This is a genomic window from Achromobacter mucicolens, from assembly GCF_902859725.1.
GTDB classification, from domain to species: domain Bacteria; phylum Pseudomonadota; class Gammaproteobacteria; order Burkholderiales; family Burkholderiaceae_B; genus Achromobacter; species Achromobacter mucicolens.
Genome location: NZ_CADIJP010000002.1, coordinates 79,537 through 94,981 on the forward strand (window position 1 = coordinate 79,537; position 15,445 = coordinate 94,981).

Annotated in this window: 12 protein-coding genes; 7 read left to right on the forward strand and 5 right to left on the reverse strand. The window is 68.1% G+C overall.

What is annotated here, in order from left to right:
- Position 1: 1 nt before the first annotated feature.
- From minD to HV786_RS02135, 3 genes are all read right to left on the reverse strand, one after another.
- The gene (minD, locus tag HV786_RS02125) at positions 2-817 is read right to left on the reverse strand and encodes a septum site-determining protein MinD (RefSeq protein ID WP_008158705.1); all 816 of its coding nucleotides are present in this window, start codon (positions 815-817) and stop codon (positions 2-4) included.
- A gap of 142 nt (positions 818-959) precedes the next feature.
- Positions 960-1,898, reverse strand: coding sequence for a septum site-determining protein MinC (gene minC, locus HV786_RS02130; RefSeq protein WP_175209900.1), 939 nt, complete (start codon positions 1,896-1,898; stop codon positions 960-962).
- A 160-nt stretch (positions 1,899-2,058) separates the two neighbouring features.
- Positions 2,059-3,825, reverse strand: a complete 1,767-nt coding sequence (locus HV786_RS02135) for a glutamine--tRNA ligase/YqeY domain fusion protein (protein ID WP_128830049.1) — start codon at positions 3,823-3,825, stop codon at positions 2,059-2,061.
- Positions 3,826-3,961: 136 nt separating this feature from the next.
- On the opposite strand from HV786_RS02135, the gene HV786_RS02140 reads away from it, so the two are divergent.
- Together HV786_RS02140 and HV786_RS02145 are read left to right on the forward strand one after the other, a co-directional pair.
- Complete coding sequence (locus HV786_RS02140) at positions 3,962-5,305, forward strand: cytochrome ubiquinol oxidase subunit I (protein ID WP_128830050.1); 1,344 nt, start codon at positions 3,962-3,964, stop codon at positions 5,303-5,305.
- On the forward strand, positions 5,302-6,357 hold the full coding sequence (locus tag HV786_RS02145) for a cytochrome d ubiquinol oxidase subunit II (RefSeq protein ID WP_128830051.1): 1,056 nt from the start codon (positions 5,302-5,304) through the stop codon (positions 6,355-6,357). The genes HV786_RS02140 and HV786_RS02145 overlap by 4 nt, the downstream gene beginning before the upstream one ends.
- Positions 6,358-6,413: 56 nt before the next feature.
- On the opposite strand, the gene recQ is transcribed toward HV786_RS02145, so the two are convergent.
- Complete coding sequence (gene recQ, locus HV786_RS02150) at positions 6,414-8,243, reverse strand: DNA helicase RecQ (protein ID WP_056321158.1); 1,830 nt, start codon at positions 8,241-8,243, stop codon at positions 6,414-6,416.
- 93 nt (positions 8,244-8,336) lie between these two features.
- Positions 8,337-9,674, reverse strand: coding sequence for a fimbria/pilus outer membrane usher protein (locus HV786_RS02155; RefSeq protein WP_254599433.1), 1,338 nt, complete (start codon positions 9,672-9,674; stop codon positions 8,337-8,339).
- 219 nt (positions 9,675-9,893) lie between these two features.
- Between HV786_RS02155 and HV786_RS02160 the strand changes: the two genes are divergently transcribed.
- The 5 genes from HV786_RS02160 (at position 9,894) to HV786_RS02180 (ending at position 15,440) form a co-directional block, all read left to right on the forward strand.
- The gene (locus HV786_RS02160) at positions 9,894-10,595 is read left to right on the forward strand and encodes a response regulator (protein ID WP_056321163.1); all 702 of its coding nucleotides are present in this window, start codon (positions 9,894-9,896) and stop codon (positions 10,593-10,595) included.
- Positions 10,595-12,181: a sensor histidine kinase gene (locus tag HV786_RS02165; protein ID WP_175209902.1), complete on the forward strand. Its 1,587-nt coding sequence runs from the start codon at positions 10,595-10,597 to the stop codon at positions 12,179-12,181. Before HV786_RS02160 ends, HV786_RS02165 begins: the two co-directional genes overlap by 1 nt.
- Positions 12,182-12,266: 85 nt before the next feature.
- On the forward strand, positions 12,267-13,340 hold the full coding sequence (ruvB, locus tag HV786_RS02170; RefSeq protein ID WP_056321167.1) for a Holliday junction branch migration DNA helicase RuvB: 1,074 nt from the start codon (positions 12,267-12,269) through the stop codon (positions 13,338-13,340).
- 103 nt (positions 13,341-13,443) lie between these two features.
- A complete protein-coding gene (locus HV786_RS02175; RefSeq protein ID WP_128830053.1) occupies positions 13,444-14,409 on the forward strand; it encodes a threo-3-hydroxy-L-aspartate ammonia-lyase in 966 nt (321 codons plus the stop codon).
- 104 nt (positions 14,410-14,513) lie between these two features.
- Positions 14,514-15,440, forward strand: coding sequence for a complex I NDUFA9 subunit family protein (locus HV786_RS02180; protein WP_175209904.1), 927 nt, complete (start codon positions 14,514-14,516; stop codon positions 15,438-15,440).
- Positions 15,441-15,445: the final 5 nt, after the last annotated feature.

Genomic DNA, 15,445 nt, shown 5'->3' on the forward strand with positions numbered 1-15,445 from the left:
CTTACTTGCCTCCGAACAGGCGTTTCAGGAAACCCGGCTTTTCGTAGTCGGTAAAGCGCAGGGCCTTGTCTTCGCCAAGGTAACGGCTGACGACGTCCTTGTAGGCTTCCGAGACGTCGGTGTCTTTCAGGTGGATGGCCGGCAAGCCCTGGTTCGAGGCCTGCAGCACGGCTTCCGATTCGGGAATCACACCGATGAGCTTGATGCGCAGGATGTCTTCGATGTCGGTCAGCGACAGCATTTCGCCGTCGGACACGCGCTTGGGGTTGTAGCGCGTGAGCAGCAGGTATTCCTTGACCGGCTCGTCACCCTCGACGGCGCGCTTGGACTTGGCGGCCAGGATGCCCAGGATGCGGTCGGAGTCGCGCACCGACGAGACTTCGGGGTTGGTGACCACCAGCGCGTCGTCTGCGAAGTAGGCCGCCATCAGCGCGCCGGTCTCGATGCCCGCGGGGGAGTCGCAGACGATGTAGTCGAAACCCATTTCCTTCAGGTCGTTGATGACCTTTTCCACGCCTTCCTGCGTCAGCGCATCCTTGTCGCGCGTTTGCGAAGCCGGCAGGATGAAAAGGTTTTCGAGCTGCTTGTCCTTGATGAGCGCTTGCTTGAGGGTCGCCTCGCCCTGGATCACATTGACGAAGTCATACACCACGCGACGCTCGCAACCCATGATGAGGTCGAGGTTGCGCAGGCCGACGTCGAAGTCGATGACAGCGGTCTTGTGGCCCCGCATCGCGAGGCCCGCGGAAAAACTGGCGCTCGTCGTGGTTTTGCCCACGCCGCCTTTGCCGGAAGTCACCACAACAATGCGTGTCATGACGATCAAACCCTTATGTTCGAATAAATCGCGTTATCGTAAAGCAAAAAGCCCGTGTAAGGCTTCTTACAGGATGTGTTGAGATTTGAGCGGGCCGCTGCCGGGCCGCCGTCTCGCAAGATGCCGCACACAGCGCGCGGCATCAGGCCTTCAGCGCTTCGATGCGCAGCGTGTCGCCATCCAGCCGGACCAGCGCGGGCTGGTTCTGCAGCGTGCGGTCGAGCTTGTCCTCGACCACGCGATACACGCCCGCCACTGCCAGCAGTTCCGCATCCAGATGCGTCGTGAAGATGCGCGCCGACGTATCGCCGCGCGCGCCGGCCATGGCCTTGCCGCGCAGCGGACCGTAGACGTGCACGTTGCCGTCGGCGATGACCTCGGCGCCCTGGCTGACCATGCCGATCACCACCAGGTCCGTGTGGCGGGCATAGACGCGTTGCCCCGAACGCAGCGGGCGCGTGATCACCAGCGCCGAAGACGAGTGCGGCGCTGCGGCCGTCGGGCTGGGCGCGGACGTGGTGCTGCTGGCCGCGCGGGCGGGCAGGGGATCCGCATCGGGCGCCGCGGCGGGGGCGGCAGCCTGCGCATCGGCGGCTTCATCGGCCGCGGGCTTGTCTTGCGCGGTCGCATCGGACGCAGGCGCCGGCGCGGCCTGGGCCGAGGTGTCGGTGGGCGCGGGCGCGATTTCGACCGCGGCCGCGGGCACGGACGGCACCGGCGTGGCGACATCGTTGGGCGGTGCGGTGTCCACCACGGGGGCGGGGCGCGCTGCCGGCGTGGACAGTTCGACGGGCGTCAGGCCGGCCTCGCGCGCGGCCTGCAGGTTGGCGCCTTCGGCCACCACGCCGATCGGGGGCAGGTTGTGGCCGCGCAGCGCCGCCACCAATGCCGTCCAATCGATCTTTTCTTCGACGCGGCTGGCGTCGATGACGACGGGCTCGTTTTCAAAGAAGCTGCCGGCATCGGCCATGCGTTTGGCGAGCGCAGCGTTCAGGCGTTCGGGATCGGCACTATGCAAAACCACCCGGATGGCATAAAGGGTGGCGCTCTTGAAGTCCAGGGCTAGCGATTCAGTGTTCATCTTGATTTTGGCTGGCGGTCTGGACGCCGGAAAACGGCGTCCTCGACCGGCTGCGGGATGTCGGGGATGATAACCCGCCCGGGACGGCCTGCGCCGGGCGCACGGCGAAAGAAAAAGGCGCCGCAAGGCGCCTTTTCCCGGTATTGCGCGCGTGGGCGCGTCAACCCTGGGCCCAGGAATCGCGCAGGGTCACGATGCGGTTGAGCACCGGCGCGTCAGGCGTCGAATCCTTCAGGTCGGCCGTGAAATAGCCCAGGCGCTCGAATTGCCAGGTGGCGCCGGGCGTGGCCACGGTGCCGGGCTCCAGCCAGGCCGTGACGGTCTGCTTGGAGTTGGGGTTCAGGCAGGCCAGGAAGTCCTTGTCGCCGCCGTCCGGACGCGGATCGGCAAAGAGGCGGTCGTACAGGTGAATCTGGGCAGGCACCGCGTGCGCCGCGCTCACCCACGTGATGTTGCCCTTGACCTTGACGCTGTCCGCGCCCGGCGTGCCGCTCTTGGTGTCGGGCAGGTATTCGGCCTGCACTTCGACGACCTCGCCGGCTTCATTCTTGGTAAAGCCGGTGCAGCGCACGACGTAGCCGTATTTCAGGCGCACAGTATTGCCGGGGAACAGGCGGAAATACTTCTTGGGCGCTTCCTCGCGGAAGTCGTCGCGTTCGATCCACAGTTCGCGCGAAAGCGGGAATTCGCGCACACCGGCCTCGGGGTCGTGCGGATTACGCGGCGCGGTGCAGGTCTCGGTCTGGCCTTCCGGGTAGTTGGTGATGACCAGCTTGATCGGGTCCAGCACGGCGACCGAACGCGGGGCGATGGGGTCCAGGTCGTCGCGCACGGCCTGCTCCAGCAGGCTGTAGTCGATGCGCGAGTCGGACTTGGACACCGCGGTGCGGTCGCAGAACAGGCGGATCGACGCGGGCGTGTAGCCGCGGCGGCGCAGGCCGAAGATGGTGGGCATGCGCGGATCGTCCCAGCCGTCCACGTGGCCTTCCTTCACCAGTTGCAGCAGCTTGCGCTTGCTGGTGACCACGTAGCTCAGGTTCAGGCGGGCGAATTCGTATTGGTGCGGCAGCGGCTGGGCCAGCTTGCCCAGTTCGGCCAGGCGCGCCAGGATCCAGTCGTAGAACGGACGCTGGTCTTCGAATTCCAGCGTGCACACGCTGTGCGTGATGCCTTCCAGCGCGTCTTCCACCGGGTGCGCCCAGCTGTACATCGGGTAGATGCACCACTGGTCGCCGGTGCGGTGGTGCGTGGCGTGGCGCACGCGGTACATGACCGGGTCGCGCAGGTTGATGTTGGGCGAAGCCATGTTGATCTTCGCGCGCAGCACCAGGCTGCCGTCCGGATGCTTGCCGTCGCGCATCTCGCGCAACAGCGCGATGGACTCGGCGGCCGGGCGGTTGCGCCAGGGCGAATCCGTGCCGGGTTCGGTCAGGGTGCCGCGATTGGCGCGGATCTCGTCGGCGCTTTGCTCGTCGACGTAGGCATGGCCGGCTTCGACCAGGGCTTCGGCGAACTCATACATATAGCCGAAGTAATCGCTGGCGAAATACAGGTTCTCGCGGCCGTCGGCCTTCCAGTCGAAGCCCAGCCAGTGGACGGCCTCGATGATGGCGTCGACGTATTCCTGGTCTTCCTTCTCGGGGTTGGTGTCATCAAAGCGCAGGTGGCAGACACCGCCGAAGTCGCGCGCCAGGCCGAAGTTCACGCAGATGCTCTTGGCGTGGCCGATGTGCAGGTAGCCGTTGGGCTCCGGCGGAAAGCGCGTGCGGATGCGGGCCGGGTCCGCTTCCCCCTGCTGCTGCAAGGCCGCCGGGCCAGGCTTGCCCGCCCAGCGCTTGCCCTGGAAGCGGTTGGCTTCGAGGTCGTCTTGGACGATGTTGAGCAGGAAGTTTGATGCGGCGGGGGTCGGCGTCGTGGCGGAGGTCATTCTTGAAAGAATAGGAAAAAGCAGCGACAAAGCGTCAATTTTGCCACGTTCCGCACCGCGCCCCTTTTCGTCACGCCTGCAACCGGTTTCAATCCGCCCCCATAGTCGTGTAACTGGCTCTACACTACGGGCCATTATGGATATCTCGACCCTATCCCTGGCCCGGGCGCAGTTCGTGGCCAGTCTTAGCTTCCTGGCGCTGTTTCTCGCCGTCTCCCTGGCCCTGGCCTGGGTGCTGCTGTTCTTCAAGATCCGCGCGCGGTGGTCCAGCCATGGCGGCTGGACGGGGGCCTACCGCTTCTGGGTCCGCATCTTCGCCCTGTCCTTCGTGCTGACGCTGGCCGCCAGCGTGCCCGTCCTGATCCAGATCGGCAGCCTGTGGGCGGGGCTGATGGACAAGATCGGCAACGTGGCCGGTCCGCTGCTGGGCTACGGCATCCTGTCGGTCTTCATTCTCAAATCCTGTTTCCTGGGCGTCATGCTGTTCGGCCAGCGCCGCGTGTCCGATGGCGCGCACACGCTGGCCGTCCTGATGGTGGCGGTGGGGCAGGTCGTTGCCGTGTTCTGGGTGCTGGCCCTGCAATCCTGGATGCAGACGCCCGATGGCGCGCTGCTGGTCGATGGCCGCTATCAGGTCTACGACTGGATGAAAGTGGTGCTCAATCCCTCGGTCGGCTGGCGCATGGCCGTGGTGATGGTCGGCGCGGCGCTCGCCGCCTCGTTCCTGATGATGGGCGTGACCGCGCTGCAGGCGTTGCGCCGGCCGCTGGGCGAGGGCGAGCGCAGCGCGTTCAAGACGGCGCTGGTGGTGGCCGTCGTGGCCGCCTTCCTGCAAGTGCCGGTCGCGACCGGCGCGGGCCAGATGATGGCCAAGCTGCAGCCGGCCAAGGCCGCCGCTGCGGCGGGCTTCTGGCAGAGCGGTCCCGTGCCGCAGCTGGTGCTGTTCGGCTGGCCGGACGCCCGGGCGCACGTCAACGTCGGCGACCTTACCTTCAACAACGCGGGCGGCATGTGGCTGCACCGTAATGCGGACGGCACCTATCAGGGTCTGGACAAGTACTCGGGCATGCTGCCGCCGGTGGCCCTGACTTTCTGGTCGGTGCGCGTGGCCGTGGGCCTGGGCCTGCTGATGCTGGCCGTGGCTTGCGTGACTTTCCTGTGGACGTTTCGCCGCGGCATGGACCCGTCGGTCTTGCCGCCGTGGTGGCAGCGGGTCCTGTGCGGCATGATGTTTTCCGGCGGCATTGCCGTCGTGGCGGGCTGGTGGGTGTCCATCATCGGACTGCAACCCTTCGTCGTGAACGGCACGGTCACGCAATCCGAAGTCCTGGGCTCCATGCCGTCCAGCACCGTGCTGTATGGGCTGGCCGGCTACGGGGTGCTTTACACGCTGCTGCTCGCCGCGTTCGCCGGCATGCTGTTCCATGCCGCGCGCTACGGCGTCGTGCCCGTGCGCAAGCTGAGCGGAGGTGCGCCATGATCGCCATGCTGGCGGCCTCCCAGGGCCTGAGCCCCGACGATCCTTCTTTCTGGATGCCGCTCGCCTTCATGGCGCTGCTGTTCGTCGTGATTGCCGCGGGCATGGTCCTGGACGGCTTCGACCTCGGCGTGGGCATCCTGCTGCAGATCGCGCCGGAGCACGAGCGCGGCCGCATGATGAGCTTGCTCAGCCCGTGGCGCGACGCCAATGAATTCTGGCTGCTGCTGGGCATGGGATTGTTCGCGGCGGCGTTTCCATTTGCCTGGGGCGCCGTCCTGGGCAAACTCTACGGACCGCTGACGCTCATGGTGCTGGGGGTGGTGCTGCGCAGCGTTGCGTTCGAATTCCGCATCCGCGCCCGCAACGAAATGAAGCCGCGCTGGATCTTCGCTTTCTGGGCGGGCTCGCTCATCACCGCCTTTGGCCAGGGGGTACTGCTTGGCCGCATTGCCACGGGCTACCAGTCCGATGCGGGCTATGGCTGGTTCGCGATGTTCGTGGGCCTGTGCGCGGTGGCGGCCTACGTGCTGCTGGGCGCCGCGTGGCTGGTCATGCGCGTCGATGGCGACCTGCAGCGCCGCGCGGCCAACTGGGCGCGCCACGCGATCCGCTGGACCGCCGTGGGCATGGTGTCGATCGCGGTCACGCTGGGCCTGGCCAATGCCGGCATCTTCTACAAATGGAGCAACATCGCGCACCTGAGCCTCGCGGCGTCGGTGTGGGTGCTGATGCTGGCCGGGTTCGTGGCCGCGGAAATGCTGCTGGCGCGGCTGCCCGGCCGCGCCGACCGCTTCAGCTGGCTGCCGTTCGTGCTGACGGTCGCGCTGTTCCTGCTGATGCTGAGCGGACTGGCCTACAGCCTGTTCCCGTACCTGATCCTGGACGACATGACGCTGTGGGACGGTGCGGGCGCGCTGGGCTCGATGCGGCTCGTGATGGCCGGCGCCGTGGTGGGGATACCGGTGGTGCTGGTGTTCAACATCCTGGCGTACCGGTCCGTGTTCGGCAAGGAACGTCGCCGCGTGCCGCTGCTGCCGCCGCCGTCTTACTAAGTAAGGGTCTTGCGGGCCGGGCGCCATGCCGCAAAGGCGTGACGCCCGGGCCGGCGCTACAGCACCGGCCGCGCCACCCGCTGCAGGATTTCTTCGCCGTAGGCTTCCAGCTTGCGGGCCCCCACGCCGTTGATGTGGCTCAGGTCGTCCATGGACTCGGGCTGCGCCAGCGCGATCTCGCGAAGCGTGGCGTCGTGAAAGATCACGTAGGCGGGCACGCCGTGGCTCTTGGCGACTTCGCCGCGCCACGCGCGCAGGGCTTCGAACACGGGCTGCAATTCGGCCGGCAGGTCGATCGCCGCCGCCTTGGGCCGTCCGCTACCCGTCTTGCCGGACCGCGGTTTCTTTTCGGACTCGCGCCGCAGCATGAGCTGGCGTTCGCCCTTGAGCACGGCGCGGCTGCCTTCGGTCAGGGCCAGCGTGCCGAAGCCTTCGTTGTCCACCGTCAAGAGGCCCTGCGCCAATAGCTGGCGCAACACGCCGCGCCAGGCGGTGTCGGACAGGTCGGCGCCCACGCCGAATACGCTGAGCGTCTCGTGGCCATGCTGCTGGGTGCGGTCGGTGACCTTGCCGCGCAGGATGTCGATGATGTGGCCAGCGCCGTAGCGCTGGCCGCGTTCCTTCCAGAGCCGGTACACCGCCGACAGCACCTTCTGCGCCGCGACGGTGCCGTCCCACGCCTGCGGCGGGTCCAGGCAGACGTCGCAGTTGCCGCACGCGGTGATCTGCTGGCCAAAGTACGCCAGCAGGCGCACGCGCCGGCATTCCACGGTTTCGCACAGGCCCAGCATGGCGTCGAGCTGCTGGCCCAGGCGCCGGCGATAGGACTCGTCGCCAGGCGATTCGTCGATCATGCGGCGCTGCTGCACGACGTCCTGCAAGCCGTAGGCCAGCCATGCGGTGGCGGGCAGACCGTCGCGGCCGGCGCGGCCGGTTTCCTGGTAGTAGCCTTCGACCGACTTGGGCAGGTCGATGTGCGCCACGAAGCGCACGTCCGGCTTGTCGATGCCCATGCCGAACGCAATGGTGGCGACCATCACCACGCCGTCCTCGCGCAGGAAGCGCGACTGGTTGGCCGCCCGCACCTGGGCGCTCAGGCCCGCGTGGTACGGCATCGCATCGATGCCCTGGTTGCACAGGAATTCGGCGGTCTCTTCCACCCGGGCGCGCGACAGGCAGTACACCACGCCGGACTCGCCTTCGTGCTCGGTGCGGATCATGTCCAGCAGCTGCTTGCGCACCTCGTTTTTCTCGACGATGCGGTAGCGGATGTTGGGGCGGTCGAAGCTCGAGACGAAATGGCGCGCTTCGTCCAGCGACAGGCGCTGCGCGATCTCGGTACGGGTGACGGCGGTGGCGGTGGCCGTGAGCGCGATGCGCGGCACGTCCGGCCAGCGCTCGTGCAGCATGGACAGGCCCAGGTATTCGGGGCGGAAATCGTGACCCCATTGGGACACGCAATGCGCTTCGTCGATGGCGAACAGCGCGATGCGGCCGCGGTCGAGCAACTGCAGGCAGCGGTCGGTCAGGAGGCGTTCGGGCGCGACATACAGCAGGTCGAGCTCGCCATCCAGGAACGCCTGCTCCACGTCGCGGGCCACCCGCCATTCCTGCGTCGAATTCAGGAACGCCGCGCGCACGCCCAGTTCCGTCAGGGCGTCGACCTGGTCCTGCATCAGCGCGATCAGGGGCGACACGACAATGCCCGTGCCTTCGCGCACCAGCGAGGGAATCTGGTAACACAGCGACTTGCCGCCGCCGGTGGGCATGAGGACGAGCGCGTCGCCACCGCCGATCACTTGATCGACAATGGCTTGCTGGTCGCCGCGGAAGGATTCGTAACCGAAAACGCGCTGCAACACGCCGAGGGCGCGCGCGTCAGACATGGGGGTAGGCCGGAAGCATCATGGCAGGGATTTTAAGCCCCAATTCCGGCCGGTCCCACCCTAGGGGGATTTTTTGGTCCGCGTTGCCGGCGCCTACCAGCTGAGCCAGGTACCGCGCATGAAGGTGTCCACGGGCATGCTCAGGTTGGCGCGCCAGCCATAGTCGCCCGTCACGATGTCGCGGTCCGCGCCCACGGCCAGCTTGACCTTTGGGGCGACGAACATGCTGTGGGACAGGCCCACGCGCTGCTCGGCCAGCACCGACCCTTCGCGCAGGCCCGAATACGTGCCGCTCAACGTGCCCCAGCCCGACAGCGGCACGCCCGCAGAGACCGTATTACGGGTCTGCGGGGCGGACGCGACGCCGTCGGAATAGGTCGACAGGTCGCCATAGCCCGCGCCGATCTGTTCGTTGGTGTAGCCCAGCGTCACGGTGTCGGCCACATCGACGCTGTAGCCGAAGCGGTAGCGGTAGCCGCTGGCCGCGTCGAACGAACTTTGCGTGGCGCCTGCCCGGAAGGTGCCGAATTCGCCGGCGTTGTACGTGGTGCCCACGCCGCGCGTGGTGAGCGACGGCGCGCTCTGCATCTGGCCTTCCACCGTCAGCACCGGCGTGAGCCCGTAGCGCACGCTGCCGCTGCCGACCGACGCGCCGTAGTCCACGGCCCCGGACTGGGCGGCCGGGTCCATGAGGTTGAGCTTGCCCAACGACGACGAATAACCGAAGCTGCCTTCCGGCAACGTGGCGCCGCTGCCGCCCCAGTTGGCGATCTGCAGCCCGCCCACCGGTGCGCCGCTGCCCCAGGCGGGCGCATTGGGGTTGACGTTGCCCACCGTGAGCGACGGGCCCGAGGTATTGCGGTACACCCAGTTGCGGCTCCCGCCATAGCGCAGGCCATCCTGTCCGCTCACGGACGAAAACCAGGGGCGCGAGGGGCGGGAGACGCCGGAGATCACCACGACCGGCACGCTCGGCAGGTCGCCGTCTTCAAGCGCAAAGGAATAATCCGGCGGGATGTCCGCCGCGGACGCGGGCGCCGCCAGCGGATCGCACGTCAGCGGAACCGGCGGCGCGCTGCCGGTCAGGTCCAGGCCCGTGCCGGGGATGAACCCATCGGCCGTATCCGGGCCGCCGTCGCGCACCGAGGTGTCCATGCCGGGTTCGGTCGCGTGCAGGTCGCAGGGCGTGGGGTCCAGCGGCACGGCCCGGTCGTCGAGCGACGGGGCGGGGCGCACCGGCAGGGATTGAACCGGCGAGAGCACGCCAATGCCGCGCGCCACGCGCGTGACCTCGCCCGCCGGGGGCGGCGTCAAGGTAAACGGGGACACGTCGGGCTCGTCGCCAAACGCAGGCGCCATCGGCCAGGCAAGGCCCGCCGTCAATGCCGCGTGCAACAGCCCTCTGCGCCAGATGTTAGCTGTGGCGACCATGGGGACAGTGTAGAGAGCGCGCTGCCGCGCATCTGTAAACGATCTTTAGCAAAGTCCACGGGGGGCGGCAGGCGAAGCGCCATTCTAGGGCAGTCGCGGGCCCGGGGCACGTCCAATCGCGAAAAGCCCGAAACATCCGGCCAACATCGTGCAACGGGTATATTTCAGATGATTTCCCGCCCCTTGCGGGCGAGCGCGCCGCGCCGCACTATCACGCCCATGGACAATTCCCACACCAAGCTGCTGGTCGTCGACGATGATCCGGCGCTGCGCCAGCTGCTGGCCGACTACCTGAACCGGCATGGCTACGACACGCTGCTGGCCCCGGACGCGACCGACCTCTCCTCGCGCATCACCCGTTACGCGCCCGATCTGCTGGTGCTGGACCGCATGCTGCCGGGCGGCGACGGCGCCGATGCCTGCCGCCGCCTGCGCGAGCAGGGCGAGGACATCCCCGTCATCCTGCTGACCGCGCGTGACGAAGCCGTGGACCGCATCATCGGCCTGGAGGCCGGCGCCGACGATTACGTCGGCAAGCCCTTCGACCCCCGCGAACTGCTGGCCCGCATCGAGGCCGTGCTGCGCCGCAAGCGCGGCCCGTCCGCGCTCACCAAGGACGCGCCGGTCGCTTTCGGCCCGTTTGTTTTTGACCCCTCCACGCGTCAGCTCTCCCGCGAGGGCACCGTGGTCAAGCTGACCGGCGGCGAAATCAACCTGCTTGAAGCCCTGGTGCGCAACGCGGGCAAGCCGCTGTCGCGCGAACGCCTGCTGGCGCTGGCCCGCGACGACGACGCCGGCGAGCGCAACGACCGCGCCATCGACATCGCGATCCTGCGCCTGCGCCGCGTGATCGAGGACGATCCCAAGCAGCCGCGCTGGATCCAGACCGTCTGGGGCATCGGTTACCGGTTCTCTCCCTGATGCGCTTTTCCCCCGGCATTCTCGTGCCCCGCTCGCTGCGGGCGCGGCTGATCCTGCTGATCCTCGGATCGGTCCTGCTGACGCAGGCCGCCACGCTGGTGACGGTGTCGTACTTCCGGCACAAGTTCATGGAAGACGTGGCCATCGGCTATATCGTCACCACCATCCGCACGCTGCGCGCCGCCGTGTCCCAGGTGCCGGCCGAGGACCGCGCCGACTTCGTGCGCGCCGCATCGCAGAACCAGTGGCGGTTGTGGTCACGCGTGTTGCCCGCCGAAGCCAAGCTGCAGCGCTTCAATGGCCGCCGTCCGCCGCCGCGTGCCGCGCCGCGCCCGCCGCCTCCCGCACCCCCGCCCGCCCCGGATTCGCAATTGCACGGTCCGCCTCCGCCGCCCCCGCCCGAGGTGCACGTCGACGAGCGCGAAACCGACGCGGCGCAAGCAGACGCTCGCAGCGATGCCCAGCGCGAGGGCGACCGTGCCCGCGAGGAGCACGCGCGCCGGCACAAGTCCGAGCCCGAGCCCGACGATATTCGCCGCGACCTGCGCGTGCTGGTCCAGCAGCTCAACGAACGCCTGAACGACGGCACGCGCGTGGCGCTGTCGCGCGGCCCCACGCCGGAAATCTTCATTTCGCTGGCGCCCAACCCGGCCACCGAAGACGCGCCGAGGCTGCGCGAGTGGCTGGTCATTCCGCTGGACCGGCTGGATCCGCCCGTCGCCACGCCCTTCATCGCCGCCTGGCTGGGCGGGTTGGGATTGCTGCTGCTGTTGGCCGTGGGTTTTTCGTGGCACATCACGCGCCCGATTACGCGGCTGGCCGACGCCGCGGACCAGCTTGCCGCGGGCCAGCCCCAGCGCGTGGAACCCTCGGGTCCGCACGAAACCCGCGTGCTGGGCGAACGCTTCAATGCCATGCTGGACGCCTTGTCCGAGTCCGATTCCGTGCGGCGCACGCTGCTTTCCGGACTGCCGCACGACCTGAAAGGGCCGTTGTCGCGCATGTGGCTGCGCGTCGAGATGGCCGACGATTCGACGCTGAAGGAAGGGCTGCGCACCGACCTGCGCGACATGCAGCACATGGTGGACCAGTTCATCGGTTTCGTGCGCGGCACCGATCCGGCGGCCTACCGCTATGCGCCCATCGTGCTGTCCGAATGGCTGACCGAGCGCGTGGGCGCCTGGCAGGGCGCCGGCACCGCGATCGGCCTGAACACCGATGCCCAGGCCAGCGGCGCCGTGGTACAGGCCGACGCCGTGGCGTTGGGGCGCCTGCTGGACAACCTGATCGGCAACGCGCTGAACCACGGCGCGCCGCCGGTGGACGTCGCGCTGCGGCGCGAGGAAGGCTACGCGGTGCTGGATGTGGCCGATCACGGGCCGGGCATCGTGCCGGAACGCCGCCAGGAGGCCTTGCGGCCCTTCAGCCGGCTTGACGACGCGCGCACCCGCACCGGCAGCGTGGGCCTGGGCCTGGCGCTGGCCGAGGCCATTGCGCGGGCGCATGGCGGATCGCTCGAATTGCGCGAGGCCCCGTCCGGCGGGTTGTGCGTGCGCGTGCGGCTGCCGCTTTCCCAGGCCGCCTGACCGACCTGGCCCCGGGGACGGCCCCGGGGCAGCCCGCGCTACGGTACGATTCATCCTGCTTCGTCCTTTGCCCGTTCCCCGCACCATGGCCATCCAGTCCGATTCGCTTTCCTCCCGTCCCGACGCCCCCCGCATCGTGACGCCGCAGCCGGTGTCGCCCAACGAGGAGTCGATCGAACGCGCGTTGCGGCCCAAGGCGCTGGAAGAATATGTCGGGCAGCAGCGCGCCCGCGAACAGCTCGAGATCTTCATCGCCGCGGCCAGAAAGCGGGGCGAGGCGCTGGACCACGTCCTGCTGTTCGGCCCCCCGGGCCTGGGCAAGACCACGCTGGCGCACATCATTGCGCACGAAATGGGCGTGCAATTGCGTCAGACGTCCGGCCCCGTTCTCGAACGCCCGGGCGACCTGGCCGCGCTGCTGACCAACCTGGAAAAGAACGACGTCCTCTTCATCGACGAGATCCACCGCCTGTCGCCCGTGGTCGAGGAAATCCTTTACCCCGCGCTCGAAGACTTCCAGATCGACATCCTGATCGGCGAGGGGCCGGCCGCGCGCAGCGTGAAGCTGGACCTGCAGCCCTTCACGCTGGTCGGCGCCACGACCCGCGCGGGCATGCTGACCAATCCGCTGCGCGACCGCTTCGGCATCGTGTCGCGGCTCGAGTTCTACAACGCCGCGGATCTGGGCCGCATCGTGACGCGCAGCGCGGGCCTGCTCAATGCCGTCATCACGCCGGACGGCGCGGCCGAGGTGGCGCGCCGCGCCCGCGGCACGCCGCGTATCGCCAACCGCCTGCTGCGCCGCGTGCGCGACTACGCCGAAGTGAAGGCGGGGGGCACCATCGACGCCGACGTGGCGGGCCGTGCGCTCGCCATGCTGGAAGTCGATCCGCAGGGCCTGGACCTGATGGACCGCAAGCTGCTCGAAGCCATCGTCCACAAGTTCGATGGCGGTCCGGTCGGCGTGGACAGCCTGGCCGCGGCCATCGGCGAAGAGCGCGACACGATCGAGGACGTCATCGAGCCGTATCTGATCCAGCACGGTTATCTGCAACGCACGCCGCGCGGCCGCACGGCCACGCTGACCACGTGGCGCCACCTGGGTCTTGCGCCGCCCGCAGGCACCACGGGCGGCAGCGGCGACCTTTTCGGCAAATAGTCCTCCCTCGCGCCGTCATGCCTTCGGGCGGCGCGCAAATCGCGCCGGCGGGTTTATGATCCGAGGGTTTCGTTTCCCCCTCGCGATCTAAGGACCTCATTCCATGCAGCCCGAATTGCCCTCCTATGATGATGTCGCGCGCGCCAGCGAGCGCCTGGCCGGCAACGCACACCGCACGCCCGTCCTGACCTCGGCCACCGCCGACGCCATCGCCGGCGCGTCGCTGTTCTTCAAGTGCGAGAACTTCCAGCGCATGGGCGCCTTCAAGTTCCGGGGCGGCTACAACGCGATCGCGCGCCTCACGCCCGAGCAACGGGCCGCAGGCGTCGTGACCTTCTCGTCGGGCAATCACGCGCAGGCCATCGCGCTGGCCTCCCGGCTGCAAGGGGTCCAGGCCACCATCATCATGCCGCTGGACGCGCCCGCGGCCAAACGCGCGGCAACAGAAGGCTACGGCGGCAAGATCGTCACGTACGACCGCTACACCGAAGACCGCGAGACCATCGCCCGGCGCATCCAGGCCGAAACCGGCGCCACGCTGATCCCGCCGTACGACCACGAGGACGTGATCGCGGGGCAGGGCACGGCCGCCAAGGAATTGTTCGAGGAAGTCGGCGAGCTCGATTACCTTTTCGTGTGCCTGGGCGGCGGCGGCCTGCTGTCGGGCTCGGCCCTGTCCGCCTTCGCGCTCAGCCCGCGCTGCCTGGTTTATGGCGTGGAGCCCGAAGCCGGCAATGACGGGCAGCAGTCCTTGCGCAAGGGTGAAATCGTCCGAATCCCCGCGCCCAAGACCTTGGCGGACGGCGCCGCCACCACGCATCTGGGCAATATCACCTTCCCCCTCATTCAAAAGTACGTGCGCGACATCGTCACGGTGACGGATGAACAGCTCGTGACGACCATGAAGTTCTTCGCCGAACGCATGAAGATGGTCGTGGAACCCACGGGCTGCCTGGCGGCGGCGGCCGTCATGCAGAACGTGGTGCCGGTGCGCGGGGCCCGGGTAGGCGTCATCATCAGCGGCGGCAACGTCGATCTTCCGGCCTACGCAAAGCTGCTGGCCGGCTGACGCGCATCAAGCGGCGCGCGCGGCGCCCCGCTCGCGCGCGCTTGCGCATGCCGACCTTGCAGGGCAGAATCGAACCTCGATCCTGACGAACCGGAGGCTACGCCATGCGTATCCTTGTCATTGGCGGCACGGGCTTCATCGGCCGCCACTTGGTAGCACGGCTTTGCGCGGACCCGCATCAGATCGTCGTGCCCACGCGGCTCCTTGCCCGCGGACGCGACCTGCAATTACTTCCCACCGTCACGCTGCTTCAGGCTGACATCCACGACGACGCCGCGCTCGATGGCATGGTGCAAGGGTGCGATGCCGTCGTGAACCTGGTGGGCATCCTGCACGGCAACGTGGGCCGGCCGTATGGGTCTGATTTCGCGCGCGCTCACGTGCATCTGCCGCAGCGCATCGCGCAGGCCTGTGTGCGCCATGGCGTGCGGCGCCTGCTTCACGTCAGCGCGCTGGGCGCCGACTCCAGCGGCGACAGCATGTACCAGCGTTCCAAGGGCGACGGCGAGGCCGCCATCAAAGCGGCCTACCAGGACCGGCGCGACATCTGCTGGACCATCTTCCGCCCGTCGGTGCTTTTCGGACCCGACGACAACTTCACCAATATGTTCGCGTCCCTGGCGCGTTGGCTGCCGGTGCTGCCGCTGGCGGGCGCCGATGCGCGCATGCAGCCCATCTATGTGGGCGATGTGGTGACCGCCATGGTCAACGCGCTGGCCGACACCCACACCTGCGGCAAGACCTACGAACTGGGCGGGCCGCAGGTCTACACGCTGGGCGAGATCGCGCGGCTGTGCGCCGCCTGGAGCGGGCATCCGCGCCCCGTCATCAGCATGCCGATGGGGGTGGGGCGCATGCAGGCCCGGTTGTTCGAATGCATGCCGGGCACGCCGCTGATGTCGCGCGACAACCTGGACTCCCTGCGCCGCGACAACGTCTGCGGCGGGCCCATCGCCCCCGAGTTGCACGTGGTGCCCACGGGCCTGGAGGCCGTGGCGCCGCGCTACCTGCAGCACGGCAAGGCGGTCTAGCGCCA

Bases quoted from the DNA above. Each gene is read 5' to 3' on its own strand.
- HV786_RS02135 (WP_128830049.1), bottom strand. From the start codon at position 3,825: ATGACCTCCGCCACGACGCCGACCCCCGCCGCATCAAACTTCCTGCTC.
- recQ (WP_056321158.1), bottom strand. From the start codon at position 8,243: ATGTCTGACGCGCGCGCCCTCGGCGTGTTGCAGCGCGTTTTCGGTTAC.
- HV786_RS02145 (WP_128830051.1), top strand. From the start codon at position 5,302: ATGATCGCCATGCTGGCGGCCTCCCAGGGCCTGAGCCCCGACGATCCT.
- HV786_RS02180 (WP_175209904.1), top strand. From the start codon at position 14,514: ATGCGTATCCTTGTCATTGGCGGCACGGGCTTCATCGGCCGCCACTTG.
- minD (WP_008158705.1), bottom strand. From the start codon at position 817: ATGACACGCATTGTTGTGGTGACTTCCGGCAAAGGCGGCGTGGGCAAA.
- HV786_RS02140 (WP_128830050.1), top strand. From the start codon at position 3,962: ATGGATATCTCGACCCTATCCCTGGCCCGGGCGCAGTTCGTGGCCAGT.
- minC (WP_175209900.1), bottom strand. From the start codon at position 1,898: ATGAACACTGAATCGCTAGCCCTGGACTTCAAGAGCGCCACCCTTTAT.
- HV786_RS02160 (WP_056321163.1), top strand. From the start codon at position 9,894: ATGGACAATTCCCACACCAAGCTGCTGGTCGTCGACGATGATCCGGCG.
- HV786_RS02165 (WP_175209902.1), top strand. From the start codon at position 10,595: ATGCGCTTTTCCCCCGGCATTCTCGTGCCCCGCTCGCTGCGGGCGCGG.
- HV786_RS02155 (WP_254599433.1), bottom strand. From the start codon at position 9,674: ATGGTCGCCACAGCTAACATCTGGCGCAGAGGGCTGTTGCACGCGGCA.
- HV786_RS02175 (WP_128830053.1), top strand. From the start codon at position 13,444: ATGCAGCCCGAATTGCCCTCCTATGATGATGTCGCGCGCGCCAGCGAG.
- ruvB (WP_056321167.1), top strand. From the start codon at position 12,267: ATGGCCATCCAGTCCGATTCGCTTTCCTCCCGTCCCGACGCCCCCCGC.